The sequence below is a fragment of the Veillonella atypica genome (genome assembly GCF_041431435.1).
Classification (GTDB): domain Bacteria; phylum Bacillota; class Negativicutes; order Veillonellales; family Veillonellaceae; genus Veillonella; species Veillonella atypica.
The window spans coordinates 164,278-191,276 of the sequence record NZ_JAPVXV010000003.1; the positions used below are offsets into that span (position 1 = coordinate 164,278).

Annotated in this window: 24 protein-coding genes; 6 read left to right on the forward strand and 18 right to left on the reverse strand. The window is 39.6% G+C overall.

What is annotated here, in order from left to right:
- Window positions 1-26: 26 nt before the first annotated feature.
- The gene (locus O3598_RS04835; RefSeq protein ID WP_287505405.1) at window positions 27-938 is read right to left on the reverse strand and encodes a mechanosensitive ion channel family protein; all 912 of its coding nucleotides are present in this window, start codon (window positions 936-938) and stop codon (window positions 27-29) included.
- 172 nt (window positions 939-1,110) lie between these two features.
- Here O3598_RS04835 and O3598_RS04840 point away from each other — a divergent pair, with 172 nt between their 5' ends.
- Window positions 1,111-1,887, forward strand: coding sequence for an adenosylcobinamide amidohydrolase (locus O3598_RS04840; RefSeq protein WP_016476031.1), 777 nt, complete (start codon window positions 1,111-1,113; stop codon window positions 1,885-1,887).
- Window positions 1,888-1,971: 84 nt separating this feature from the next.
- Here O3598_RS04840 and O3598_RS04845 read toward each other — a convergent pair whose 3' ends face one another.
- From O3598_RS04845 to O3598_RS04855, 3 genes are read right to left on the reverse strand one after another with little or no spacing between them, the layout of a single operon-like run.
- On the reverse strand, window positions 1,972-2,949 hold the full coding sequence (locus tag O3598_RS04845; protein ID WP_005382081.1) for an asparaginase: 978 nt from the start codon (window positions 2,947-2,949) through the stop codon (window positions 1,972-1,974).
- Between the two features lie 18 nt (window positions 2,950-2,967).
- Entirely contained in the window at window positions 2,968-3,738 is a 771-nt protein-coding gene (gene nadE / locus O3598_RS04850) for an NAD(+) synthase (RefSeq protein ID WP_016476032.1), read from the reverse strand.
- Window positions 3,739-3,746: 8 nt separating this feature from the next.
- Window positions 3,747-5,198, reverse strand: a complete 1,452-nt coding sequence (locus tag O3598_RS04855; protein WP_371452006.1) for a nicotinate phosphoribosyltransferase — start codon at window positions 5,196-5,198, stop codon at window positions 3,747-3,749.
- Window positions 5,199-5,429: 231 nt separating this feature from the next.
- Here O3598_RS04855 and O3598_RS04860 point away from each other — a divergent pair, with 231 nt between their 5' ends.
- From O3598_RS04860 to O3598_RS04875, 4 genes are all read left to right on the forward strand, one after another.
- On the forward strand, window positions 5,430-6,878 hold the full coding sequence (locus O3598_RS04860; RefSeq protein ID WP_371452008.1) for an aminoacyl-histidine dipeptidase: 1,449 nt from the start codon (window positions 5,430-5,432) through the stop codon (window positions 6,876-6,878).
- 264 nt (window positions 6,879-7,142) lie between these two features.
- Complete coding sequence (locus O3598_RS04865) at window positions 7,143-8,108, forward strand: CobW family GTP-binding protein (RefSeq protein ID WP_371452010.1); 966 nt, start codon at window positions 7,143-7,145, stop codon at window positions 8,106-8,108.
- Window positions 8,105-9,631 carry a permease gene (locus tag O3598_RS04870; protein ID WP_371452012.1) on the forward strand — a complete coding sequence of 509 codons (1,527 nt, stop codon included), beginning with the start codon at window positions 8,105-8,107 and terminating at the stop codon, window positions 9,629-9,631. Before O3598_RS04865 ends, O3598_RS04870 begins: the two co-directional genes overlap by 4 nt.
- A 12-nt stretch (window positions 9,632-9,643) precedes the next feature.
- Window positions 9,644-10,417: a TIGR03943 family putative permease subunit gene (locus O3598_RS04875; RefSeq protein WP_316064213.1), complete on the forward strand. Its 774-nt coding sequence runs from the start codon at window positions 9,644-9,646 to the stop codon at window positions 10,415-10,417.
- Between the two features lie 55 nt (window positions 10,418-10,472).
- On the opposite strand, the gene O3598_RS04880 is transcribed toward O3598_RS04875, so the two are convergent.
- Window positions 10,473-11,030, reverse strand: a complete 558-nt coding sequence (locus O3598_RS04880) for a biotin transporter BioY (RefSeq protein WP_005375383.1) — start codon at window positions 11,028-11,030, stop codon at window positions 10,473-10,475.
- 317 nt (window positions 11,031-11,347) lie between these two features.
- Between O3598_RS04880 and O3598_RS04885 the strand changes: the two genes are divergently transcribed.
- The gene (locus tag O3598_RS04885; protein ID WP_371452014.1) at window positions 11,348-11,941 is read left to right on the forward strand and encodes a PepSY domain-containing protein; all 594 of its coding nucleotides are present in this window, start codon (window positions 11,348-11,350) and stop codon (window positions 11,939-11,941) included.
- Between the two features lie 248 nt (window positions 11,942-12,189).
- Here the strand turns inward: O3598_RS04885 and O3598_RS04890 are convergent, their stop codons facing one another.
- From O3598_RS04890 to O3598_RS04950, 13 genes are all read right to left on the reverse strand, one after another.
- A complete protein-coding gene (locus tag O3598_RS04890; protein WP_205095962.1) occupies window positions 12,190-13,461 on the reverse strand; it encodes an O-acetylhomoserine aminocarboxypropyltransferase/cysteine synthase family protein in 1,272 nt (423 codons plus the stop codon).
- Window positions 13,462-13,969: 508 nt separating this feature from the next.
- Window positions 13,970-14,929, reverse strand: a complete 960-nt coding sequence (gene metA, locus O3598_RS04895; protein WP_371452016.1) for a homoserine O-acetyltransferase MetA — start codon at window positions 14,927-14,929, stop codon at window positions 13,970-13,972.
- An 11-nt stretch (window positions 14,930-14,940) separates the two neighbouring features.
- Window positions 14,941-16,125 (reverse strand): MalY/PatB family protein, encoded by a 1,185-nt coding sequence (locus O3598_RS04900; protein ID WP_156930940.1) that lies wholly within the window; start codon window positions 16,123-16,125, stop codon window positions 14,941-14,943.
- A gap of 12 nt (window positions 16,126-16,137) precedes the next feature.
- Window positions 16,138-17,271 (reverse strand): trans-sulfuration enzyme family protein, encoded by a 1,134-nt coding sequence (locus tag O3598_RS04905; RefSeq protein ID WP_009661751.1) that lies wholly within the window; start codon window positions 17,269-17,271, stop codon window positions 16,138-16,140.
- A 319-nt stretch (window positions 17,272-17,590) separates the two neighbouring features.
- On the reverse strand, window positions 17,591-18,217 hold the full coding sequence (locus tag O3598_RS04910) for a DUF805 domain-containing protein (RefSeq protein ID WP_009661703.1): 627 nt from the start codon (window positions 18,215-18,217) through the stop codon (window positions 17,591-17,593).
- A gap of 181 nt (window positions 18,218-18,398) precedes the next feature.
- Window positions 18,399-18,974, reverse strand: coding sequence for a DUF805 domain-containing protein (locus O3598_RS04915; RefSeq protein WP_009661731.1), 576 nt, complete (start codon window positions 18,972-18,974; stop codon window positions 18,399-18,401).
- 9 nt (window positions 18,975-18,983) lie between these two features.
- Window positions 18,984-19,967, reverse strand: coding sequence for a DUF805 domain-containing protein (locus tag O3598_RS04920; RefSeq protein ID WP_287500656.1), 984 nt, complete (start codon window positions 19,965-19,967; stop codon window positions 18,984-18,986).
- Between the two features lie 36 nt (window positions 19,968-20,003).
- Window positions 20,004-20,795, reverse strand: a complete 792-nt coding sequence (gene trpA, locus O3598_RS04925) for a tryptophan synthase subunit alpha (protein ID WP_371452019.1) — start codon at window positions 20,793-20,795, stop codon at window positions 20,004-20,006.
- Complete coding sequence (trpB, locus tag O3598_RS04930; RefSeq protein ID WP_009661830.1) at window positions 20,788-21,981, reverse strand: tryptophan synthase subunit beta; 1,194 nt, start codon at window positions 21,979-21,981, stop codon at window positions 20,788-20,790. The genes trpA and trpB overlap by 8 nt, the downstream gene beginning before the upstream one ends.
- Window positions 21,982-21,986: 5 nt before the next feature.
- A complete protein-coding gene (trpCF, locus tag O3598_RS04935; protein WP_371452021.1) occupies window positions 21,987-23,438 on the reverse strand; it encodes a bifunctional indole-3-glycerol-phosphate synthase TrpC/phosphoribosylanthranilate isomerase TrpF in 1,452 nt (483 codons plus the stop codon).
- 3 nt (window positions 23,439-23,441) lie between these two features.
- Window positions 23,442-24,452 (reverse strand): anthranilate phosphoribosyltransferase, encoded by a 1,011-nt coding sequence (trpD, locus tag O3598_RS04940; protein ID WP_156930936.1) that lies wholly within the window; start codon window positions 24,450-24,452, stop codon window positions 23,442-23,444.
- A gap of 508 nt (window positions 24,453-24,960) precedes the next feature.
- Entirely contained in the window at window positions 24,961-25,527 is a 567-nt protein-coding gene (locus tag O3598_RS04945) for an anthranilate synthase component II (RefSeq protein WP_005375507.1), read from the reverse strand.
- On the reverse strand, window positions 25,527-26,996 hold the full coding sequence (locus O3598_RS04950; protein ID WP_156930935.1) for an anthranilate synthase component I family protein: 1,470 nt from the start codon (window positions 26,994-26,996) through the stop codon (window positions 25,527-25,529). Before O3598_RS04950 ends, O3598_RS04945 begins: the two co-directional genes overlap by 1 nt.
- Window positions 26,997-26,999 lie beyond the last annotated feature (3 nt).

Here is a 26,999-nt window from a genome sequence, read left to right on the forward strand (position 1 = left end):
TTATTAACTTGTAAATTCATGATTTATCAGATTTCTTGATTCGTGGTAGTTACTTTTTTCTCAGTTTCTTTAGTTTCATCTGTAGAAGTATCTGCGTGTTGTATATATACAACACGTTGTGGATATGGAATATCTATACCATGCTTATCAAAAGCATCTTTTACATCGGACATAATACTATATCGAACATCAATAAACTGACTAGTTTTAACTTCTGCAAATGCAGAAATACGCACAGAGTTATCACCAAATTCAGAAATACCAATCTCCATATATTTAGCATTTAGAATACGTTTATCCTTGGCAAAAACGTTCTTTAATATCTTAATTGCTTCATGATGATCATTGTTATAGCCAATATCAAAAACAAACGGAATCATTCGTTCAGTCATATAGGAATAATTCGTTACTGATTGAGATGTAAGAATCGAATTTGGTATGTACACCCGTTTCTGATCCTTTGTAGTGATAATGGTATTCATAAACTGTATGGATGTAACGCTACCTGTAATGTCCCCAACCTCAATATAGTGTCCAGCGCGAAATGGTTTAAATATTAAAATCAATAATCCAGATGCCAAGTTTGACATATTATTTTGTAATGCCAAGCCGATACCTAAACCAAAGGCACCAAAGGCAGCCACAAAGGATGTAGTAGGAACACCAATTTGATTAAGACAGATTAATAATAAACCTACAAGCAATACATAATTAATAATTTGAGATACAAAGCCCATTGCGGCAGTATCATAGTTGGCCCGTGTCATAACACGAACAGCAAGAGTTTTAATCCACCGAATAATATAGCGGCCTACCAAAAATATAATAAGAGCAAGCAAAATATTGCCGGCTTGGCTAAAAAACCATTCTCTTAATTTTAACAATACATTGGCATCTTTAAATAACAGCTCTGATGCGGTTGCTAAGAATTCGTACATGTATACCCCCACAATGCTTAAGGTGACTTACTCAAATCTATGGTAAACATATGATATAATTTCACATGTAAATATTATGTATTATAAACAACTTATATGAAGATAATAAAATATTATCTTTTATTATAGCTTTATATTCTATATCTAACAATGATAAACTAGGGAGTCCTATATGTCTAATAATCCATATACAGCGCCAGATGAATTAATAACAGGCGGTCATGTCACTAAAGAATGCAACTCTGTAACCGTACTCTTTGACGACATTCACTATTCCTTAAGCAGCGGTCAACTAAATGGAGGCTTTCACCATACATTAGGTGTACGCAATCAACAATTAACCTACCATATTGAAACAGAAAAGGATTTACCAGGTGGCTCTGTAGCAAACTATTTAGCTCAAGAATTTGAGCATATCGATGTGCCTGTACATTTCAGCACTGCACTGTTAACCTCTGCTACACCATCCCTTCATGCGTACACAATGGTACAAGAAAGTGATACAATCGTTGAAACCATTGTCACTGGTGGTTATAAGAAAACGGCCCATCGTGCAGGTACAGGTTATTGTTATGAAGAAAAAGATGGTGAATTCCACACCCCTGGCACAATTAATATCCTCGTATTTACCAACAAGGCCTTAACAGATAGTGCGATGGTGAAAGCCATCATGACGATTACCGAGGCTAAAACAGCAGCATTACAAGATTGGAAGGTAGAAAGTACCAAGGACTTCCACAAATACAATACACATATAGTTCACAGTTTAGCAAAAGAAACGAATACCTCCGCTACTGGAACTGCTACAGATGGCATCATCTTAACCATCAATGCAAATGGCGATGTATTAACTGATGCAGGATCCTATTCCCTATTCGGCGACACATTAGCCAAAGCTGTATACCTAGGTGTACAACGAGCATTAGAAAATGCCATCGGTACCGAATGATTTATACAAGCAAAAGGCCCTTTGTGAATAATCACAAAGGGTCTTTTTATATCTGTCTCATCCGCATACAATCGCTTGTAAAGGTTAGTATTCTTTAAAGATTCGTTCCAAATCCTTGCAAGTGCGTTCCTTTTGTAAGGCCAACATCAACAAGATACGAGCCTTTTGAGGTGACAAGCTATCACATACAAAATAGCCTGCCTCCACATCTTGGGGAACCTTAGATACTATACCACTTCCCGTTCTGGATGCGCGTACAACAGGTATTGGTAAATTGGATGTTACCTTGCGGATAGGTTCTGGTATCGTACCATGGCCTAAGCCAGCTAAGATCAAACCCGATGGGTTCGTTGCCACTATGGCAAGCCCCATAATTTCTTCGATACCTGCATAACAGGTTAAGATTTCAACACGTGGTAAGTCATCGTCCTCTGGCAAGCCAAACTCAGATTCCATCGTATGCTTACGCAACGGACACATATAGTATTGGGCTATACCATCTTGTACAATACCAAGATGACCTGCATTAGGACTACCAAAGGTTGCCACGTTAGTTGTATTCATTTTCGTTACATCACGAGCACCATCAATATAGCCATTCATAACTACCAGTACGCCCTTATTATATGATTCTGGTGTTCGAGCCACTTGTATAGCTTGCAACAAATTAATAGGGCCATCGGCACTGATAGCTCCTGCTGGACGCATCGAACCAGTTATAACGATAGGCTTATCAGTATGGACAGTAAGATGCAAAAAGTACGCAGTTTCCTCCATACTATCCGTGCCATGTGTAATAACAACACCCGCAATATCATCATTATCCACACATTTTTGTACTAATTTTGATAGACGGACCCATTGAAATAGCGTTATATCTGAACTTTCAATATTACAAAATTGATTGCACACAAAAGGTCCATAATCTCTAACGCCAGGTACAGAGGATATAATTTCTTCTAAGGGCAATACACCTGCTGTATACCCCGTCAAATCAGTATCCGAAGCACCTTGTCCCGCAATGGTACCACCAGTACCAATGATTGCAATTTTCTTAGTCATCTTATCCTCCTATAGGTATCATAATGTAGAAGGTTTAAAGGAAGGCATTAATTCGAGTTTATGCCGATTAATTCGTTGTAGATAATCAATGCGCTCCTTCGTTTGTATATCTTCAATTTCGCCGGTTCGAATATATCGATCGAGAACGGCATAGGTAAATCCTAGTTTATCCTCATCAGATTGACCACTGAGCCCATCACTAGGCGTTTTGTCTACTAAATGACGCGGAATATCCAAAAGGCGTCCAATTTGACGCACCTCTTCAACCACGAGATTCGCCAATGGACTAAAGTCACCCGCTGCATCGCCAAACTTGGTAGAGTAGCCCACATAGTCTTCAGAGCCATTACATGTATTAGCAACACGTGCACCATGTGGCAAATTTTGACCTACCGCATATAATGTGGCCATCCGCAAACGAGGTGGCGTATTGATTTCTGCATCTCGCGCTAAAGCTGTACGGCCCGTTACATTGGAAAAGCCCTCTCCTTGTACAATGGCCTTCGTTAATGCACGATAGGCATTACCAATATTCACAATCATATAGGGGATACCAAGATGCGCCACCACCTCTTTTGCATCATCTATATCGGATTGTACATCATTTGGCATAAGGACGCCTACAACGCGTTCTGCACCAAGCGCCTCCTTACAAAGAGCGGCTACTACACTAGAATCCTTACCGCCCGAAATGCCGACTACAGCGGAGCATGCAGGTCCATTTTGTTCAAAATAGTCCCGAATCCACGCCACTAATTCCTCTTTTGTTCGTTCTGGATGTGTAAGCATAGGCCCTCCTATTTTTTACGACCAATACGATTCAATAAGTCCATCTTCATATGGTAATAGTCAGGGCTCATATCTAGATAGTGACGATGTGGATTTTCAAAGCGCTGTTCTTCCGGCCAAATCTCATGAGTTAATTGTTCTTGTACATAGGCGCGTATCGATTCCAATGTTGGGGATGGTACGATTTGCTCGCCCCCTTTAATCATGAGTTCCTGCATATTTTTAAATGTACAGTTTTCATAATACAATTCTCTCCACGGTTTTTCTGGATCGATATAACGATATGGTTTGTCTGTGGATGGCACTTCGCCAGGTAATGTCAATAATTCAGCAATAGCGCGACCATCTTCATTATAAACGCGATATACCTGTTTCAATCCAGGATTGGTAATCTTTTCCACAGACTCAGAAATCTTAATGCGCGGTTCCCATACGCCGCCTTTTTCAACGCCTGCAATCTTGTATACAGCGCCGAATACAGGATCCGTTTTCGACGTAATCAATCGTTCCCCCACGCCAAAGATATCAATAGGGCCACCTTGATTTAATAAGGATGAAATCGTATATTCATCAAGGCTATTAGATGCCATGATCTTGCAATCATTCATCCCCGCATCATCGAGCATACGACGCGCTTGCTTAGCTAAATATGCTAAGTCACCAGAATCGAGGCGGATACCTTTTAATCGATGACCATTCGGTTCCAAATTATCCTTGGCAACCTTAATGGCATTTGGTACACCCGATTCTAATACATTATAGGTATCCACCAAGAACACAGCGCTGTCCGGATACACTTCAGCATAGGACTTGAATGCTTCATATTCAGAATCGTGGTACATAACCCAACTATGTGCCATGGTACCATTTACAGGAATCCCAAATTGTTGTCCCGCTAGAACTGTGGCAGTCCCATTGACACCGCCTATGAAAGCCGCCCGCGCACCATATACAGCAGCATCTACATTGTGAGCGCGACGAGCCCCAAAATCGGATACAATGCGCCCATCAGCGGCGCGCACGATGCGGTTCGCCTTTGTAGCAATAAGCGATTGATGATTAATCATGGTAAGCACTGCTGTTTCCACAATTTGTGCGTCGATAAGAGGTGCTACGATGGTCATAATCGGCTCATTAGGATATATAATGGTACCTTCTTTGAAGGCATATACATCACCGGTAAATTTGAAGTTGCGCAAATACTCTAAAAATTCATCACTAAATAAATGCAATGATTTAAAATACGCCATATCCTCCTCATCGAAATGAAGATTCAAAATGTATTCTAAAACTTGTTCCAATCCGCCAAAGATAGCAAATCCACCTTTGTCCGGATTGCGACGGTAAAATACGTCGAAGGCAACGCGGTCTGTATTGTCTTGTTTCGTAAAGTACCCATGAGCCATGGTCATCTCATAGAGATCCATAAGCATACTAATGTTGCGACGTTCATGTTGCATACTTTCACCATCCTATATAAATAAAAGGTATATAATACAGCGCGTTCGTTATACATTACGCATGATACTATTATAAACTATATACATCGTCTTTTCTATTCATAGTACATGTGATATAACTATATTATAGATAATAATTACTTATTAACTAATGAATAAACATGAATAATCTCATAGCAACTAAGATAATTAGAATTATATGGGATATATTTTCAGAATGAGAGGTGCCAAATGGACGCAATCGTTCAAGCAAAACGCGTATTAGAAATATTTAAAGAAATGAGCCAAATCCCACGTGGATCTGGCAACGAAAAGGGCATTAGCGATTACATTGTCAATTTTGCTCACAATTTAGGTCTCGAAGCTACACAAGATAGCGAATGGAATGTAGTCATCAAAAAACCAGCTACACCTGGCTATGAAAATCGTCCATCCGTCATCCTTCAAGGTCATATCGATATGGTATGCGTAAAAGGTCATGATTCCAACCATGATTTTACAAAAGATCCAATCGCCAACATCATCGAAGGTGAATGGATGCACGCCGATGACACTACATTGGGTGCAGATAATGGCATGGGCGGCGCTATGATTTTAGCAGTCCTAGAAGATAAGAACCAACAACATGGTCCACTACAAGTATTGTTCACAACTAACGAAGAAACAGGTATGGATGGTGCTGCAGCGGTAAAAGAAGGTCAAGTAACAGGTGACTATCTAATCAACTTAGACACTGAAGTGGAACATGAGTTCTGCGTGAGCTGCGCTGGCGGCTGCCACGTTAATGTATCCATCCCACTATTGCGCGAAAATAATCTACCTGGTTATGATGCAGGGCTTTCACTAACTGTAAAAGGTTTAAAGGGTGGTCATTCCGGTATCGAAATCATCGAACAACGAGCTAATGCAAACCAAGTACTTGCTCGCGTTCTTTATGATTTAGAAAAACAATATTCCTTTAATCTAGCTTCTTTCGTAGGTGGCGTTAAACATAATGCGATTCCATCTAAAGCGGTTGCAACCATGTCTGTACGCAACGATGATATAGAAGCGATTAAGACCCTTATCAAATTCTACGAAAAAGAATACAAACATGAATTTGCAATCAAAGATCCTGATTTAACATTCGTAGTGGAAGAAATTCCTACACCGGCAACAGTGTATGCTGATGATACAGCAGAAGCCTTAATTTCCTACCTCTATCTTGCAGAAGATGGTGTTCACTCTATGAGTCAAACCATCGAAGGGCTTGTAGAAACATCAGATAATCTCGCTATCGTTTCTGAAGGCACACATACGATAGACATCCTCGTATCAGTTCGTAGCTCTAATAAAAACAGCTTAGAATACTTAACTAAAAAATTATTACTCCTTGCTGATACATTAGGTGTTTCTGCTACCCGCAGCGGTGGTTATCCTGCATGGGAATACGATAAAGGCTCTAAACTAGAAGAACAAGTTATCGCACTTTACAATACCATGTCCGACACCCCTGCCCGCGTGAATGCAGTCCATGCAGGCCTAGAATGTGGCTTATTAAAGAATGTTTTACCAAATACTGAAATGATCAGCTTTGGTCCAACAATCATTAGCCCACATACAAATACGGAACGCGTACATCTACCTTCTGTAGAACATGTATATGTATTCCTTAAAGCATTACTAGAAAAATTACAATAATTTTTCAAAGTTTTACATAATAATATTTATTCAAATAAGCGTATGTACTCATATATATCCTATGAGGCATACGCTTTTTTGTAAAATCAACGTTATAAATATATAAACATGTTCACATATACTCATATTAGTATAATATTATCAATTTTTCTTATAACTCGCTTATTACTTAACTTTGTAAACTATTGTTTATACCCTTATGGGTATTTTTATATGTTATGTAAGAGTAGTATACTATGTTTACATTTACAAGGGAGGCGTATTATGATACCAATTACGATCATATCCGGATTCTTAGGAGCCGGAAAAACAACGTATTTACAGCATATATTAAACTGTGGTAACACAAATGAACGTATATTAATTATAGAAAATGATTTTGGTGAAACCAGTCTCGATGCAAAACAATTATCTACATCGGGCGCAACTGTACGCGAAGTAACCTCCGGTTGTATTTGCTGCAGTCTGCAAGGCAACTTTAAAAATGCCTTAATCGATATTCTATCTACGCAAGATATCAATCAAATCTATATAGAGCCATCTGGTGTTAGTAAATTAAGTGAAATTTTATATACTTGTGATGATGACGATATCACCAGTAAAGCCTATGTCAGCATGATTATAACGGTCGTAGATGCCATGCAGGCACCTATGGCAATTAAGAACTTTGGCCCCTTCTTTAAGGACCAAATCAAACACTGTTATGCCATTCTACTTACTCATGTAGAGGATGAAAAACAGGTTGAAAAAACAAAACAACTCATCATTGAATTAGCACCACATACGCCAATATATACCGATGTAGATGCACTTCAACAGGATATACACCAACTAAAATCTAATACTCATAAGGCACATGAACATGATTCCGAAACCTGCAGTTGCCATACATGTAACGACAGTGAGGATTACAACGGTGCTCACCATGATAATCACAGTCATCATGACCATGATGTCCACCATCACGAGCACCAACCATTTGTGACCCATACATTCCATAATCTACAATCCCTCGATGATACACAATGGATTGATTTTTGTAATAATTTACCATCTACAATACTACGGATTAAAGGTATTATTCCTACCGCATCAGGCCCTATGGAATTACAATACACACCGCAATCCTGTGCTATAACAGCTACACACTTAAATGACTATCACCTAGTTGTTATTGGCACCGAAATAGATATTCCATCTATAAACGAGAAAGTGTGCAGTGCATCATGATTCCTGTATATGTCGTAACAGGCTTATTAGGGTCTGGCAAAACCACCCTAATCAATCTAGAGCTACGAGAACGAAAAAAACTAGGTTCTACAGAAATCATCAGCTTTGAAACAGGTAATACAGAGTTTATAAAAAGTCCTTTATCCATTGAGCCAGATGATATAGAAGAAAACCTATCTCATGTGGTGCAACAAATACAGGATTATATTTCTACAACAACACCGAAAGAAATATGGATTGAATGGAATGGCATGTTTTCATTTCAACAGTTAGAACTCATCTTCTTCAATTCAATTCTAAAAGAATTCTGTCATCTAGAACGCGTCATCTACACAGCAAAGAGCAACAGTATAACATCTATGATACAGGCACTAGGGGATAGAGTCGTATCGCAACTATACAGCGCCGATTATATTATGTTATATGCGAATGATACGACACAAATCAAAGCAGTAAAGAAACTCTTACAGTCCTATAATCCCGAATGTTCCCTTTTGGTCAATCCTACTGAAAAGGACATTCACAATAGACTCTCTCAACCGATATGGCCATGGTCATTGTACGGTATTGTGGCTATATTGACATTATATATATTACTGGTCACTGTATTCCGTCATAGTATTTCCTATTCCATCCATCAAGTCCTAGCCATTGCATCAGGCATCATATTTGAAGGGATACCGTTTTTATTGTTAGGAACCATCATTTCTTCTGCTATCACACTATTGGTACCGGATCGTTGGCTAATGCGTTATCTGAAAGCAGACTCTATTAAAAGCTATGGCATCGCCATTGGTAGCGGTCTTGTATTACCTATCTGCGATTGTGCTACTATTCCTATGTTTAATGCATTATTAAAGCGTGGTATCCCTCAACATATAGGATTATTGTTTATGCTCGCAAGTCCTATTATGAACCCCATCGCATTATTAGCAACCTATTATGCATTTCCAGAGACGCCACAAATAATACTAGCTCGCATAATTGGTGGTATATTAATCGCATGTATGGTGGCCCTCACATTTAAATGGAAACCACACAAATTATCTACCATCACTAACAATTTACCTCAGCCAAAAGATTATCAGTATGGTTCACCAAATCAAGAAGGCAATAAAAAGAAAATCTTTCTATTGCACGTAGAGCGTGAATTCAGTCAATTACTTATTTACTTCTCTGCAGCAGCTTTCACATTAGCCCTATTCCAAGTATGGATAAAACCTACCTTCTTCTCTGGTTCACTCGATGTAGCCACACCTATTGCTAATGCATTATTACTAGCTTTAGCTTTCCTCTTCTCCCTATGTTCTACATCAGATGCCATTATAGGCCGTTCGTTAAGCAATTTATTTCCTATATCAGCAGTTCTTGGTTTCCTATGGTTAGGTCCTATGATTGACATCAAAAACGTATACATGTTACGTCAGTATATCTCAACATCATTTATACTTCGCTTAGTTATTACTATAAGTATTATTACGTATATCATGACATTGCTATTTCAATTTTTATTTAATGTATAAGGAGAACAGACTATGTTATCAGAACTACGAAACAAAGACATACTCAGTGTCATCAAGGGTCTGCTATATACGGCATTAGGTATTAGTTTTTTATATCTAATCATTACGGGCCAATATAAATTATATGTGGCCCCTCGATATGAATTATTTTTACTCTTAGCAGGTATAGCACTATTATTGGGAGGCATTATTTCAATCCTTTGGTCCCCAAATAAACAATATAAACATAATTGGCGCTCTATTACACCAATCATAATCCCTCTTGTGTTATTTGTGGTTCCACCAATTTTATCGCCTAACTCTGTACAAGTAACTGGAAATACGGCCGCCACAGAAGATACTAATGATTTTAATTTTTCTCAAGACGATATTGGCGAAGTTATTACAATCAATAATGAGGCCAAAGATCCTGGCATTTCAAAATCCAAAAAGGAAATCGTATTAAACTCGGATAACTATTATCGCACCATCGTTGCACTCGGTTCTAAACCAGAGGAATATGTAGGGTACAAAATCTATATGACAGGTTATGTTAATCGAGAAGACAATACATTAAAATCCAATGAGTTTACACTTTCACGTATGGCCATGGCTTGCTGTATTGCAGACGTCGCCCCTATTGGTCTAACAATGCATAAGAATGATGGGGATTCTTATAGCAATAAACAATGGGTAACCGTAGAAGGCACTGTATCCACACGAGACTTTCACGGGCGCAAGCAACCATACATAGAAATTAACAAAACAAAAGATGCACAAGAAATTTTAGGATATGTATATCCATAATATAGTAAAAGGGCTACCACAAATGTGATAGCCCTCTATTACTATTTTGTATATATTATCGCAAATGGCCTATAATACGTTTCCCCATCACAGCAGCTACAGCACATAAAAATACGTCAGGCCCAACAGGAATCAAGAAACAAGACCAGATAACAGCCCACCAACCAATAGGTGTCCCTAAATATACATTCATTATCATATATAAATAAATCATGCCAAAACCATATACAATAAGCAGATTGATAATAGCACCAATGAGCAATGTTTTAACAGAATGTGTTGGTGAAAGCTCACTGAAGCGCCCCACCACATAAGCGCCAACCATAAATCCAATCAAATAGCCGAATGTAGGTTGCAATACATAGCCTGGCCCGCCGCCAGATGTAAACACAGGTACACCGATAAGTCCCAATATAATATAGATCCCTACACTAATGGCACCGAGGCGGCTGCCTAATATAATACCAGCCAGTGTAGTAAATAAAATCTGCAGTGTAAATGGACAGTTTGGAAGTGGCACACGAATAAATGCACCGGCTGTAATTAATGTTACAAATAAGGCTGTCATTGTCAACTCTCTTGTGCTGAGACGTCGATTGGAAATGGAACTCATGGTATACCTCCATTAATAGAATAAAAGAAACCTATCTAAACAAACTACATATCTATTCAAGGTTATTAAACCATTCCATTTTATTTATGTCAACCATATATACTTATATTAAGTTTACATTATGCAAAATATACAAATAAAAAAAAGGATATACATAATGTATGTCGAATATATTATGTATATACCTAAAAATAAGTATATAGTTTTAGTTTTCATTTTATATTCATTTTGTGATATTAAATTATGTATAAGTAGATTGAGTAAAATCTACTTGCACAATTGCTTTTGAGCAAAATCCTTTTATGGAGGTAATTAACATGAAAAAAGTAAATAATTTATCTAAAGTATTATGTGCTCTTGGCGTAAGTACTGTATTGATTGCAGGCGTAGCATCTGCAGCTCCTACTTACCCAGCTCCTAGTTCCTGGAATGGTGTTGGTAGCGTAGCATCTCCAATGCAAAGTAGCGAAATCGACTACGTAGGCGCTGTTACTACATTACATCGCTACTATCCAGATGCAATGGTAACTTCTATCTCCTATGATGCAAAACATCATCCAACTTACGAAGTAGAAGCATATACTAAGACACAAAAAGTGGAAATGAAAATCGATGAAGCAACAGGTCAAGTTGTTTCCAATCAAGCAAAATCCATTAGTGCATGGAACAAATTAAAGAAATCTCACAGCTTTAATCCACAAAACTCCATCACACCAGAATCTGCTGAAACAAAAGCTATCGAACGCGTAGGCAGCGATTTCCAAACAATGGAATGGGAATTGGAAATGGAAGGCAACAAACTTGTCTACAAACTAGACATGACTAACGGCGGCGACAAAAAAGCAGACGTTAAGATCGATGCTATTTCCGGTAAAGTTCTCAGTGCTAAAGTAAAAACTACAAAATACTAAGCATAACCCATATATTATATAGATACACCTAACCACTATATAATATATCTCTCCAATTTCTTAACACACTCATAAAACTAAACACTCATAAAAACTATACACACATAAAACAAACCCTTTTAAACACACATATACACATATTAAAAGACCTTGAATCGTTGAATTCAAGGTCTTTTTCTTTACAAGGTTTTCTTTTTATGTTCTATAGGTTTTTGGAGTTATGCTTTAAGGAGTTGAGAAGTTAAGGATTAAGCTTTATCCAATGCTTGGGAAAGATCATCGATAATGTCATCAATGTTTTCAAGACCAACAGATAGGCGAATCATATCTGGTGTAACACCAGCAGATTTTTGTTGTTCTTCATTAAGTTGAGCATGTGTTGTAGATGCAGGGTGAATAACAAGAGATTTAGCATCCGCCACATTAGCAAGGTTGGAGAAGATTTGCAATGCATCAACCAATTTAATGCCTGCTTCTTTGCCACCTTTTACACCGAATGTAAATACGGCACCTACCCCTTTAGGGAAGTATTTGTCAGCTAATGGTTTGTATTTGCTATCTGCAAGTTCTGGATAGTTAACCCAAGCAACTTTAGGATGTTTGCTCAAGAAATCCACTACTTTACGAGTATTTTCTACGTGACGTTCTACGCGCAAAGACAATGTCTCAATACCTTGCAAGATTTGCCAAGATGCTAGAGGCGTAATGCATGCACCTGTATCACGAAGCAATTGAGCACGGATTTTTACGGTGAAAGGAATTGGTAAATCGCCGTATACTAAACCATTGTAATGTTCGTCACCTTCAACGAAACTAGGATATTTACCAGATGCTTTATAGTCGAATTTACCAGACTCTACAACTACACCAGCCAATGTTGTACCATGGCCACCAAGATATTTAGTAGCAGAGTGAACGACTACGTCAGCACCATGTTCTAATGGACGGAACAAGTATGGAGATGCAAATGTATTATCTACGATTAAGATAATATTATGTTTATGTGCAATATCAGCTACTGCTTGAACATCGATAAGATTAATGCCAGGGTTACCGATAGTTTCGATATATACAGCTTTAGTATTATCATCAATAGCTGCTTCAAACTCTTCCAAATTATCAGGATTAACAAATTTAGTGTGAATGCCTAAACGAGGTAATGTAGCAGTAAATAAGTTATATGTACCACCATACAATGTAGATGCTGCAACGATATTATCACCTGCGCTTGCTACATTCAAAATGGAGTATGTAATCGCTGCAGAACCAGATGCTACAGCAATACCACCAGCACCACCTTCAAGTTGAGCTACACGAGCATCCAATACATCAGTAGTAGGATTGCCAAGGCGAGAATAAATGCCACCAGGATTAGTCAAGGCAAAACGGCCAGCTGCTTCCTCTGCATCTTTAAATACGAAAGATGTTGTTTGATAAATAGGTACTGCACGAGAACCAGTTGGATCCACCGTTTGACCTGCATGTAATTGTAATGTTTCAAATTTATATTGTTTGCTCATTAAATTCAACTCCCATTCATATAAAGGAATAAACTTCATTTCTTATGCCTATTATATTACTATGTATTAAAAAATATGTCTACCACTTTTTATAATACATTCTCCATAACTATAAGCTATAGCAAAAATTTTGGTGCCTATCTATGTACCGGTAAACCAAATCAATTCCCAATGGCTCCACCGGCCGGGTCTGACTCCGGCCTGCGGCCTCCGCAGGGCCAAAGTCGCCCTTGGAAACCGATTTGGTTTTCTTCATATATAACATATTCAAAGGGCGCCAAAATTTGGGTGCCTTCAACTTAAAGTTCGAGATGAGAAGAACCTACCAGTTCTCAAAACGACTTCGGGCTCTACTAAAATTTGGGTGCATCTTAAAATTATAGCTGATATGGAAAGAACCGAATGCGTTCCCAAAGACGACTTTGGCCCTGCGTAGGCCGTAGGCCGGAGTCAGACCCGGCCGGTGGAGTCTTTGGGAACACATTCGGTTCACTTACATACTCTGCATTTAAATATAAGCACCAAAATTTTTATCTCGTTCAAACTTCATCTTCTGAATTTGTTCAATAATATATGGTGTTTCTTGGTATACATAATAGTTCAACCAATTCGTAAAGAGCAATGTGCTTACAGATCGCCATCTTACGATTGGTTTTTGTTTTGGATCATCATCAGGGAAATAGTTTTCTGGCACCGCAATGTCTTCACCTTTGGCAAGGTCTCGTACATATTCACGATTGAGTGTATCCCAATCGTACTCAGAGTGACCAAAAACAAAGATATGTTTATTATCCAAACTACGTACGATAGCAGCCCCAGTTGGTTCAGAACCAGCTAACAATTCTAATTCCCTATGTGCTTTAATTTGCTCTAATGAAACTGTTGTATGTCGGGAGTGTGGCATCCAGAACTTTTCATCAAATCCTCGCAAGAGTACTGGTTGATCGTTGTAGATATCATGCTCATAAACGCCGAACAATTTAGTATCCATAATTTGTTTATTAATACCAAAATGATGATACAAACCAGCTTGTGCGCCCCAACAAATATAGAACGTGGAGTATACGTGTTCTTCACTCCAATCCATAATTGTTACGAGCTCATCCCAATAGTCAACCTCTTCAAAAGGCATCAACTCTACAGGAGCACCTGTGATAATCAAGCCATCAAAACACTCATCTTTAACTTCGTCAAAGGTACGATAAAATGTATCCAAATATTCTTCGTCTACATTTTTAGATTTTCGAGATGCTGTATGCAATAAAGTTAGGTTTACTTGCAATGGGCTATTACTAAGAGCGCGGAGGATTTGTGTTTCTGTAACCTCTTTTGTAGGCATCAAATTGACAAGTAAGATTTGGAGCGGCCGAATTTGTTGTGTTTCTGCTCGTTCTGTATCCATTACAAAAATATTCTCTTGTGCTAACTTTGTTATAGCCGGTAAATTCTTAATAACTTTAATGGGCATCGTGAAACCTCCTAAAACCCTTTAGCAATATAAGCGCGATGCAATGCCTCTAAACCTTCTGTCAATGTTGCACGAGGACAGGCAACATTAATGCGTTCAAACTTTTCACCATCTTTACCAAACATGGAGCCACTATCTAGCCATAGCTTTGCATCATTAAGTAGCCATTGTTCACGTTCTTCTGGTGTCAATGGCAACTGGGAGCAATCAAACCACATGAGATACGTACCTTCAGGTCGATACATGTGCAGCTTTGGTAAATGTTCTTTAAAATAATCAAGGGTATATTGAATATTACCTTGAATATATTCCTTTAATTCATCAAGCCATGGTCCACCGACTTCATAAGCGCCTTGACAACCTACGAGTCCCATCGTATTCAATTGGCTATATCCTGCACGGTCAATTTCTTTTATAAATCGACGACGCAAGGAATCATTAGGAATGAAAATGTTAGACACTTGTAAGCCTGCAATATTAAAGGACTTACTAGGTGCTGTACAAACGATGCAATGCTCAGCATAGCTTTCACCAAGATTAGCAAAAACAGTATGCTTGTGACCATCCCATACGAAATCCGCATGAATTTCGTCGCTAATAATAATGACATTATGTTTAATACAAATATCTCCAAGACGTTTTAATTCTTCTTCGGTCCACACACGACCCACAGGATTATGAGGATTACAGAGCAAGAATAATGTTACATTATGCTCAATAATAGCCCGTTCCACACCTTCAAAATCGATTGTGTATCTATCTTCACCTTGAATCAAAGGCACGTTAATCAAATTACGATTATTATCATCGATCACCATGCTGAATGGATAATATACAGGTTGATTAATGAGTACGCCTTCCCCTTCCTTTGTGAAAGAACGTACTGCCATAGCAAGAGCAAATACAACGCCCGGAGTTTTTACGAGCCATTTTTTATCTATATTCCAATTAAAACGGCTAGCAAACCATTCTTTTAGTACATTGAAATATGCATCATCAGATTCCGTATATCCGAAAATACCATGATTAACGCGATCTAACAAGACTTGCTTTAATTCACTAGGAATTTCAAAGTCCATATCCGCTACCCAAAATGGTAATACATCAGCAGGTTTACCACGTTGTGCAGCAAAATCATATTTTAGAGACTTTGTATGTTTGCGATCTACGATTTTGTCAAAATTATATCGGCCCATAATAGCCTCCTTTTATTTATTGAAAGCTTGTGCTAAATCAGCAATCAAATCATCTGTATCTTCAATGCCAACGGACAAGCGCAACAATCGACGTGTAATCCCTTTGCGTTCCGCATCTTCAGGTTTTAAATCTGGATGTGTTTGTGTAACAGGATATGTCAACAAGGATTCGGTGCCGCCTAAACTTTCAGCAAATTGAATCAATTGAATACCTTCTAACACTTGTTTAGCGGTCTCTTCACTATCTACTTCAAAGGACAACATACCACCAAAGCCAGTAGTTTGAGATTTGTTCACTTCATAGCCTGGATGGTCCGGAAGTCCAGGGAATAATACCTTTGTTACCTTCGGTTCTTGTTTCAACCATTCTGCGAGAGCAATGGCATTCTTTTGATGCTGTTCCATACGGAGCGCCAAAGTTTTAATGCCACGAATGACAAGCCAGCTATCAAAGGCAGATAAACACGCGCCTACTGTCTTATAAATAAGACGCAACTGAGCTGCCAAATCATCATCTTTCACAATAGTAAAACCAGAAATCACATCATGATGACCACCGATAAATTTAGTCCCACTATGAACAACAATATCTGCACCAAGATGTAATGGTTTTTGGAAATAAGGGCTTAAAAATGTATTATCTACGATAACAAGTGCATTACGGTCATGTGCCATTTTACTCAACGCACGTACATCAGTAATTTCCATCATCGGATTTGTAGGTGTTTCAATATAAACAGCTTTAGTATTAGGTTTAAATGCTGCTTGTACAGCATCAAGGTCAGATGTGCCTACATAAGTAAATTCAACACCATTCTTTTCGTAGATATTAGTAAATAGTCGAATGGATCCACCATACAAATCATCCCCTAAAATAACATGGTCTCCAGGGGAAAACAAATGGAATACTGCATCAACAGCAGCCATGCCAGAAGAAAAGGCGATAGCATCAGTACCTTCTTCAAGACCTGCAATTAAAGTTTCAAGGCGATCACGAGTTGGGTTAGATTCACGTGTATATTGAAATCCTGTGGTTTCACCTAAACCAGGATGTGTAAATGTACTGGACATATAAATGGCTGGAGAGATGGCCCCTGTACTATCTGGTTTACCACTACCGTGGACGCATTTTGTATTAAACTTCATCGTATTGTCTCCTTATATATCTGATAAGATATGTTTCTATCTGCAAACTACAACCGTAGATAATATAATTCCTGTATTTAACTAGGAAATAATAATCCCACTTCGAAACTATAGTATTATAATATATCTATTATAAAAAGTACGCTGTGCTTAGTCAATTAAAAAGGCTTGTCATATAGCTGAATACGTCTATTGAGTCATATGTATTTTGAATGACTTGTCATAACTTTTAGTTTACATACAATAAAGGTCTGTGAAAATGCAATTTTGCTCATTTTCACAGACCTTCTATTTTAATCCTGATGCTCTATACATATATTCAATTTGCTAACATCCAATCCACTAGTAACCATAATACAACTAACACCACTATAAGTACTATAGTCAATGGTGTAGATGGGGTCGCATCAATAAATCCATATTTATGTGCCATTTGCTTTGTAATGACTTCTACCCCTGTTGGATTTCCAAACCGGTTAGCCGCGGTCTTTCCAGGCAAGGCCATTAATATTAATACTGCCGGAATCCCGACAAAAGGTATGAGTCCCAATAGAACAGGCCACCCAGACCAACCAAGATCATGTAAACGTCGAACAGCAACGGCTACACCTGGTATGATAAATCCAATGGACAAAATAAAAAGGACTACCAAACCTAGTCCAACGCCCGTTGTCCCCGATACAGGTGTTACACAACTAATAGCAGCACATATAAACAATATAATGGCTATAATTAATTGGTACACAAGCATAAAATGCCAGTATTCACTGCGACTAGCACGTCCCTCAAAATCCGCATATTTATGAACCACACAGTGTTTAAAATTTTCTATAAAACCCAATTCATAGGCATCAAGTGGTAATGGAATATTTTTCATATGCCCACAATAAGGACAATAACGCTCTGAACTAGGTATTCTTTGTCCACACTTTGGACAAGCACGCATGCCGAACCTCTTTCTACAATATGATTTACATAATACTTAGTATCTAATTCGAATTATTTAGTTTCATCTATTATTCATTTTACAATATTTTTCAATATAGTCAATAAATCCATATTTAAACTTTCATAAAATTTTCATATAAAAAGAACCTCGTCTTACCAAATGGTAAAACGAGGTTTGACTAGAACATGCCTCTAGCATTAAAGGATACCCATGCACTTTCAACAAACTGCTGGGTAAAAATCCAAACGTATAAAATAATAGCCACCGCACCCATCAAAATATCTTCTCTTACAGTAGGCGTATGCTCTAGGCCTAACTGTTGCTCCATAACAGGTGTAACACAGGTATACCCTGTTTTTCCCCCATACACATTCATGGATACGTCACCTTTTTTCACAAGATTAGATAAGAGCACAAAGATACCAACAATAGGAATAAATACTAAAAGAAATGTTAATCCGCTCTTTCCAACATCATGCAATCGACGACAGGTAATAGCAAGACTAGGTAGAAAAAATACGAGCTGTAATATGACGAGCAGCACCATTGCATAATCACTAGCAGCCGATGTATTGCCGAGCACCATATCTACGATAAGACCGAAACAAGCTAGCCCGTCTAAAATAATTTCTCGGCACACCATAAAACGCCAAAACTCACTGCGGCTAGCACGACCAGAAAAGGTAACATATTGCTTGAATCCACGTTTAAGGGCATCCATATAACTTACATCATATATCATATTCTGATTCATAGGCCCTCCTTATCGCTCTTCATATTTTTGATCGTACGGCACAATCGACTCAATACGCCACGTATCATGCTCATATATCATCTTGACGAACATTTGATTAGGATAGGCTTTATCTGTGAAAGTCAGCTCAAAGGAAATATGATCTACATCGTCATCATCTCGCAACACAGCTTGTAAACGGAGCGAAGACATTTGACGATTATGAGTAGCTTTAACAGATTTAACCCATTGATCATAGGTGCCATATTTTTCACGTTCTCGATGAGCCAATAAACGATATGCCTCTTGATATTGTTCCTTATTAAGATATGTATAATAATTTATTACAACCTGTTTAGCAGATTCAACAGCTGTACTACTACCTAAGGTCTTCTGTGCCATAATCATAAACGCACCAGGTTGCATCTGTAAATACGCATCGATTTCCTTATCTGCAGCAGAGGAAAAACTATATATCCCAATCCCCCAACTAACAATAGTAAGAAAAACAGCAGCAATAATACTTATTTTCCCATATGATGTATGAGATGCATTGCTTAATATACCTAGGTTTTGTGGATTATCCACCGCGTTATCGCTAAATAAATCTATTTCTTCAAAGGATTCAACTGAGCTTTCAATAATAGGATGTTTCTTTGTACCTCGCAGCAATAATACGATAACGATTAGAATGCCTATATAGGGAATAAACCCTAATAGCAATAGCCATTCGCTATTATTTGTATCATGTAAGCGACGTACCATAGCACCCAAATTAGGCAATGTAAGGGCCATAATCGAAATAAACCACAGCGCAAAAACTATGCCTATTGTATATATAAATAGGGCACTATACAGGGACAGTAAACCTAGCACGGCGAAGCAAACACCAACAATCAAATGTTCAACAAGCATAAATCGCCAAAATGCGCCCCGAGAAATGGTGCCAGAAAAATCACAATACCGATCTATAATATTATCTTTTATTGTATCAATTACTAATTGTCGTATCATTAAACATCCTTTTTCTCAAACGACAGGGCAACTATATTATGCACCAGCCTTTAAAACGGCTTGCTTCATAGACTGTACATAATCAAATAATGCTTGGTCTGCATTATTGCCATGTTCTGCCACGATTTTTACAATAGCAGATCCTACGATAGCACCATCGGATACACGCGCCATAGCTTCTGCTTGTTCAGGTTTGGAAATACCGAAGCCAACGGCTACAGGAATATCTGTGTATTTACGAATGGTTTCAACGATGGATTTAATATCCGTCTTGATTTCGCTACGCATACCGGTAACGCCCAAGGACGATACACAATACACGAAACCTTCCGCTTCTTTTGCGATCATTTCGATGCGATTTTCAGATGTTGGGGCAATCAAGGATACTACTTCAACACCATGTTTATGAGCAATTGTTCCAAGTTCACCTTTTTCTTCAAACGGCATATCCGGCACAATAACGCCAGAGATACCCACCTCTTCGCAGAGGGTAAAGAATTTTTCACGACCGAATACATAGATAGGATTCAAATAGGTCATGAATACGAGTGGCACTGTCACCGCATCATCACCAGTACGCAAACGGTGTACCATATCGAAGATATCGTGAATTTTTACACCTGTAGACAATGCACGCGTGCTTGCCTCTTGGATAACTGGGCCTTCCGCTGTCGGGTCCGAGAACGGAATACCAATTTCCACCATATCAGCGCCAGCTTTCACCATGATGCGAATATACCGTTCCGTATTTTCAATACCATGGTCACCAGCACTAATAAATGGGATGAATGCCTTGCCCTTTGTGAAAGCGTCTTTAATTTTACTCATGAAGATCCACCCCTCTGTATTTCGCCATAGCCGCAACGTCCTTATCGCCACGACCAGATAAACAAATAATAATGATATCGTCCTTACTCATGGTAGGAGCAATTTTACGTGCATGTGCCACCGCATGAGCACTTTCAATAGCAGGAATAATTCCTTCTAAGCGGGATAGATATTCAAACGCATCTACTGCTTCATCATCTGTAACAGGTACGTATTCAGCACGGCCACTGTCGCGCAAGTACGCATGTTCAGGTCCAATGCCAGGATAATCAAGGCCTGCAGAGATGGAATATACTGGCGCAATTTGACCATCTTCATCTTGGCAGAAGTAGGATTTCATGCCATGGAAAATACCTACTGTACCATTTGCCATCGTAGCAGCATTCATATCTGTATCTACGCCATGGCCAGCTGCTTCACAACCAATGAGGCGTACACCTTCATCAGGAATGAAGTTATAGAACATCCCCATCGCATTGGAGCCGCCACCAACACAGGCCATAACAGCTGTTGGCAATTTCCCTTCCGCTTCGAGAATTTGTTCACGCGCTTCACGGCTGATGATGGATTGGAAATCGCGAACAATCATAGGGAATGGATGAGCCCCCATAACGGAGCCCAACACATAGTGTGTATCGGACATACGATTTGTCCATTCGCGCATAGCTTCGGATACAGCATCTTTCAATGTGCTAGTACCTGTTGTTACAGGATGTACCTTTGCACCCAACAATTCCATGCGATATACATTGAGCGCTTGGCGTTCACAGTCTTCAGCGCCCATAAATACTTCACATTCCATGCCCATCAACGCAGCTACCGTAGCTGTTGCTACACCATGTTGACCAGCCCCAGTTTCAGCAATAACGCGTGTTTTACCCATCCGTTTTGCCAATAGCATCTGGCCAATTACATTGTTCAATTTGTGAGAACCAGTATGGTTCAAATCTTCACGTTTCAAATAAATTTTGGCACCGCCGAGGTCCTTTGTCATGCGATCTGCATAATACAAAAGGGATGGACGACCTGTATATTTTTTATGTAAATCCTCAAGTTCGCGCACGAACTCTGGATCATCTTTGTACTTGTTGTACGCCTCTTCCAATTCGATGACTGCATTCATCAATGTTTCTGGCATAAATTGACCACCAAAGGCGCCAAAATAACCATGTCTTTCTTCACTCATATAACTTACCTTCCTATACTCTTCACAATCTTGATGAAAGCTGTAATCTTCTCATCATCCTTCACACCATTTGTTTCAATGCCACTGCTAATATCAATACCATATGGGCGAACAGTGCGAATCGCACGCGCCACATTCGTACTGTCGATACCTCCAGCTAGCATGAATGGACGTTCAAAGGCATCTAAAGAGGACCAGTCGAATACTTCTCCTGTACCGCCCCTCTCATCTTTATGATATGCATCAAAGAGAAGCATATCTGCACTGCTATCAATCCATTTTTCTGTATCTGCAGCAGTGCGGATTTGAATCGCTTTCCAAACCTCTACATTAGTACGTTCTTTTAAGGATTGGATGAAAGTCTCATCTTCATCGCCATGCAATTGCACAGCATCTAGATTGGCTTCATTAGCAATGGTAACGAGGTTGTCTACTGTTTCATTTACAAAAACACCGACAGTTTTTATTGTATCATTCTTATCATGTTCTGTATCTGAGCCATATTTTTTGGCATATCCTCTGTGTAGTTCTTCAACTAATATTTTAGCTTGGTCAACAGTAACTTGTCGTTTGCTCGGTGCAAATACCAATCCCATATAATCTGGCTTTGCCTCCACTACAGCAGGAATTGTTTCAACCTTGGAGATACCACACATCTTAACCTTTGGTGTGTAATAGGTTGGGCCATAAAGGTAGGCCAATTTTTCCACCTTGTTAGGAGAACGCATAAAGGTTTCCCCCATCAAGGCTACACCGATATTGTTATCCCGCAATACTTGGATATCCTCTGGTGTTTCAAGACCACTTTCAGATACGAAGATCACATCATCTTGAACGAGATTACGCAAACGCACACTATTTTGTACATCTACGGTGAAGTCTTTCAAATTGCGGTTATTAACGCCAATAATGCGTGCCCCACAATCGATAGCCATTTGTACTTCCTGTTCGTCATGAGCCTCTACTAAAGAAGATAAGCCTAAGGAATCGGCTAACTCACGGAACTTAGTCAATGTAGGCACATCGAGGCATGCACAAATTAATAGAATTGCACTAGCGCCCCACACCTTCGCTTGATAGATTTGGTATTCATCGATGATGAAGTCCTTACGAAGCACAGAGATTTTGACAGTGCTTGCAATTTCTTGCAAATATTTTTTATCGCCTTTAAAGAAGTCTGGCTCCGTCAAAACAGAGATAGCCGCAGCACCAGCCATTTCATATTCTTTGGCGATGTCTAAATAGGGAAAGTGCTCAGCGATAATGCCCTTAGATGGAGATGCCTTCTTTACTTCGCAAATGAAGTTAAAGTCTTGCTGACGAAGGGCTGCTTCAAAAGGAAATCCTGTATCAGAGGGTAACGCCAACGCCGCTGCTTTTACAGCCTCAGGTGATTCCACCTGTTTTTCTTGGGCTACCCGAATTTTGGTAGCCTCTACAATTGTATCTAAAATCAATGGTTATACCTCTTGTGTTGCTTTCACAAATTGTTCCATTGTAGCAAAAGCCTTGCCAGAATCGATCATATGTTTTGCCTCTTCAATGCCCTCTGCCAATGTAAGGCCCTCTTTTGCAAGATAAATCGCCATGCCTGCGTTAAGAAGAACTGCGGTGCGTTTACCGCCTTGCTCACCACTGAGAACGCAGCGAGTAATCTCAGCATTTACCGTAGCATCGCCACCTTCAAGCTCAGTTTTATCAGCGTATTCGAAACCATAGTCCTTAGGATCGAATTCGTAGCTTGTGAAAGTACCATTATTAATTTCGCATACGTACGTTTTGTTGGTAGCCGTAATTTCATCAAGGCCATCGAAGCCGTGTACCACAGCACCGCGTTTCACACCAAGGTTAGCCAATACATGAGCCAATGGTTCTACCAAAGATTTATCGTAAACGCCCATCAACTCAACCGTAGCGCCTGCTGGGTTCGCCAATGGTCCAAGGATGTTGAATACAGTCCGAACGCCTAACGCTTTACGTACAGGTCCTGCATATTTCATAGCTTGGTGGTATACAGGAGCAAACATGAAGCACATATTGGCTTTGTTGAGAACTGCCTCGTTTTGTTCACCATTAAGCTCTAATTTAGCGCCTAATGCTTCGATTAAATCAGCAGCACCACATTTACTAGATACACTGCGGTTGCCATGTTTCGCTACAGGAATACCTGCTGCAGAAATGATAAAGCCAGATGTAGTAGAAATGTTGAATGTATTCGCTTCATCGCCACCAGTACCAACAATTTCAACTACTGTTTGCTCGTGCGGAACAGAACCAGCCTTTTCACGCATAACCTCAGCAAAAGCTGTAACCTCATCTACAGTAGGGCCTTTTGCTGCTAGAGCACACAAGAAACCAGCCATAGGGACTTCGGCTACGTCTCCACTCATAATTTTGTTCATTGTATCTTTTGCAAGGTCGTAGGATAAATCTTGACCATGGGTTACTTTATATAATGCTTCTTGGATCATTTATAACTCCTTACTTGTTGTTCATTTTGCTTCTGTTCAACGGTAATAGGGCATAGACTCTCATTCATATCGCTTGTGGATTCACAGGGACCTATTCCCTCCACCGGCCGGGTCTGACTTCGGCCTGCGGCCTTCGCAGGGCCAAAGTCGGGACTAGAACCCTGTGAATCCACAATAACACTACGACATTTAGTCCTCTATATGCCCTACTACCTGCTTACACTGCCATCAAAATGAACAACAATTAAATATTTAAAATTGTTTCTGCGGCGCTGGGAAGGAAAACGGCGATGCCGTTTTCTTTCTTTTTGCGTTTAAGGAAACAAATGATTCGCAATTTTTATTAAAAGTGGTCATAGGACCGGATTTGGATTTAAATAAAGATGAAGTCGAGATGGTGGTCCTAAAACGACTTTGGCCCTGTCCCGCAGGGACAGATCTGGCCGGTGGAGGCTTTAGGGCCTCCATCTCGACTACAAATGTATATAAGACAATACCGGTCCTGGTACTACTTAGATAAGAAATTGCGAATCATTTGTTCCCCATTTGGTGTCATGATGGATTCCGGATGGAATTGCACACCGTAGATTGGGTAGTCTTTGTGTTCTACGCTCATTACTTCACCGTCGTCTGTAATGGATGTAACGATGAGTTCGCTTGGCATGGTTTCGTCAATGATCGCCAAGGAGTGGTAGCGTGCTACTTCAAATTGTTCAGGTACGCCTTTAAGGATTTTGGATGGGTGTACTTGTTTAGCTACGCTTTGTTTGCCGTGCATAACTTTTTTTGCGTAGGAAACGGTGCCGCCGAATACTTCGCCGATGGCTTGGTGACCAAGGCATACGCCGAGGATTGGGAATTCGCCTTTGCATTCGCGTAATAGGTCTTCGTATACACCCGCATCAGCTGGTCTACCAGGTCCTGGTGAAAGTATCACATAGTCTGGTTTCAACGCGCGGATTTCTTCAACTGTTAATTCATCACTGCGGATGACTTTAATGTCTGGATCGATAGAGCCTACTAATTGGTATAAATTAAAGGAAAAACTATCGTAATTATCTATAAGGAGTACCATTATTCTACCTCCTGTGCATCTGTAATTGCGGAAATCATGGATTGGCCTTTGATCAAGGTTTCGTTATATTCACTAGCAGGAACACTATCGCGAACGATACCTGCGCCGGCGCGAACATAGACCTTACCGCCTTTATTCATAGCCATGCGGATACCGATACATACGTCCATGTTACCGGAGAAGTCGATATAACCTACAGCGCCGCCATATACACCGCGCGGGCTTTTTTCAAGTTCGTGTAAAATCTCGATAGCACGAATTTTAGGAGCTCCGGACAAAGTACCTGCTGGCAATGTAGCACCGATGGCATCGAGAGCATCTTTACCGTCTTGAATATCACCGCTTACAGTAGATGTAATGTGAATTACGTGGGAGAAACGTTGCAACATGTGTAACGCCTCTACTTGTACGGAACCGAATTTAGCAATTTTACCTAAGTCGTTACGGCCAAGGTCAACGAGCATGTTATGTTCAGCCAACTCTTTTTCGTCATTAATGAGTTTTTCCTCAATAGCGAGGTCCTCTGCTTCGGTTTTACCGCGGCGCATAGTACCTGCAATTGGGAAGGTGTACATTTTACCATCCGTCAATTTTACCAATGTTTCTGGAGAAGCACCTGTAAGCTCTACATCGCCACCAGATAGGTAGAACATATATGGAGATGGGTTCAACGTACGCAATACGCGGTACGCATTTAACAAGCTGCCATCGAACTCAGCTTCACGGCGATTAGATACAACACATTGGAAGATATCCCCTTCTTTGATGTAATGCTGTGTCTTTTTAACAACTGCTTCAAACTCATCCTTTGTAAATTCAGAGGTAAACTCTGTTTTAAGAATACCTTTTGGAACATCTGCCTCTTTCCCGTTTACTACGAGATCAGCTAATGCTTTAAGTTCAAGCTCAGCCTTATTGTAGTTACGTTCTAAATCATTTGTGCTGATGTTAGCAATTAAGTAGATTTTATTTTTATAATGGTCAAAGGCGATTACCTTATCAAAGAGCATAAGGTCTACATCGTTTACCATGGCGGAGTCATCGTCTGGTGTTGGGAAATCCAATGTTGACTCGATGTAGCGAATGTATTCGCAAGCAAAGTACCCTACAAAGCCGCCTGTAAAGGTTGGTAGCTCTTCTAAGCGAGGGCTTTTATATTGGCTCAAAATATTGCGAATCTCTGCAGCTGGGTCAGAGCATTCAAAAGTACGCGTTGTACCGTCTTTGATAGTCATTTTATGGTTTTTGCAAAAGAGCTCAATCTTAGGATCGTAGCCTAAGAAGGAGTAACGGCCCCAATGATTACTATTATCCGCACTTTCAAGCAAGTACGTATGACTACTCACTTGTTTTAACGCTTTCAACACACTAATCGGTGTGCGTACGTCGGATAAAATTTCCATATATACAGGCACGATATCGTAGCCCGGTGCGATAGCTTTCACACGGTCAAGACTAGGAAAAATCATGAG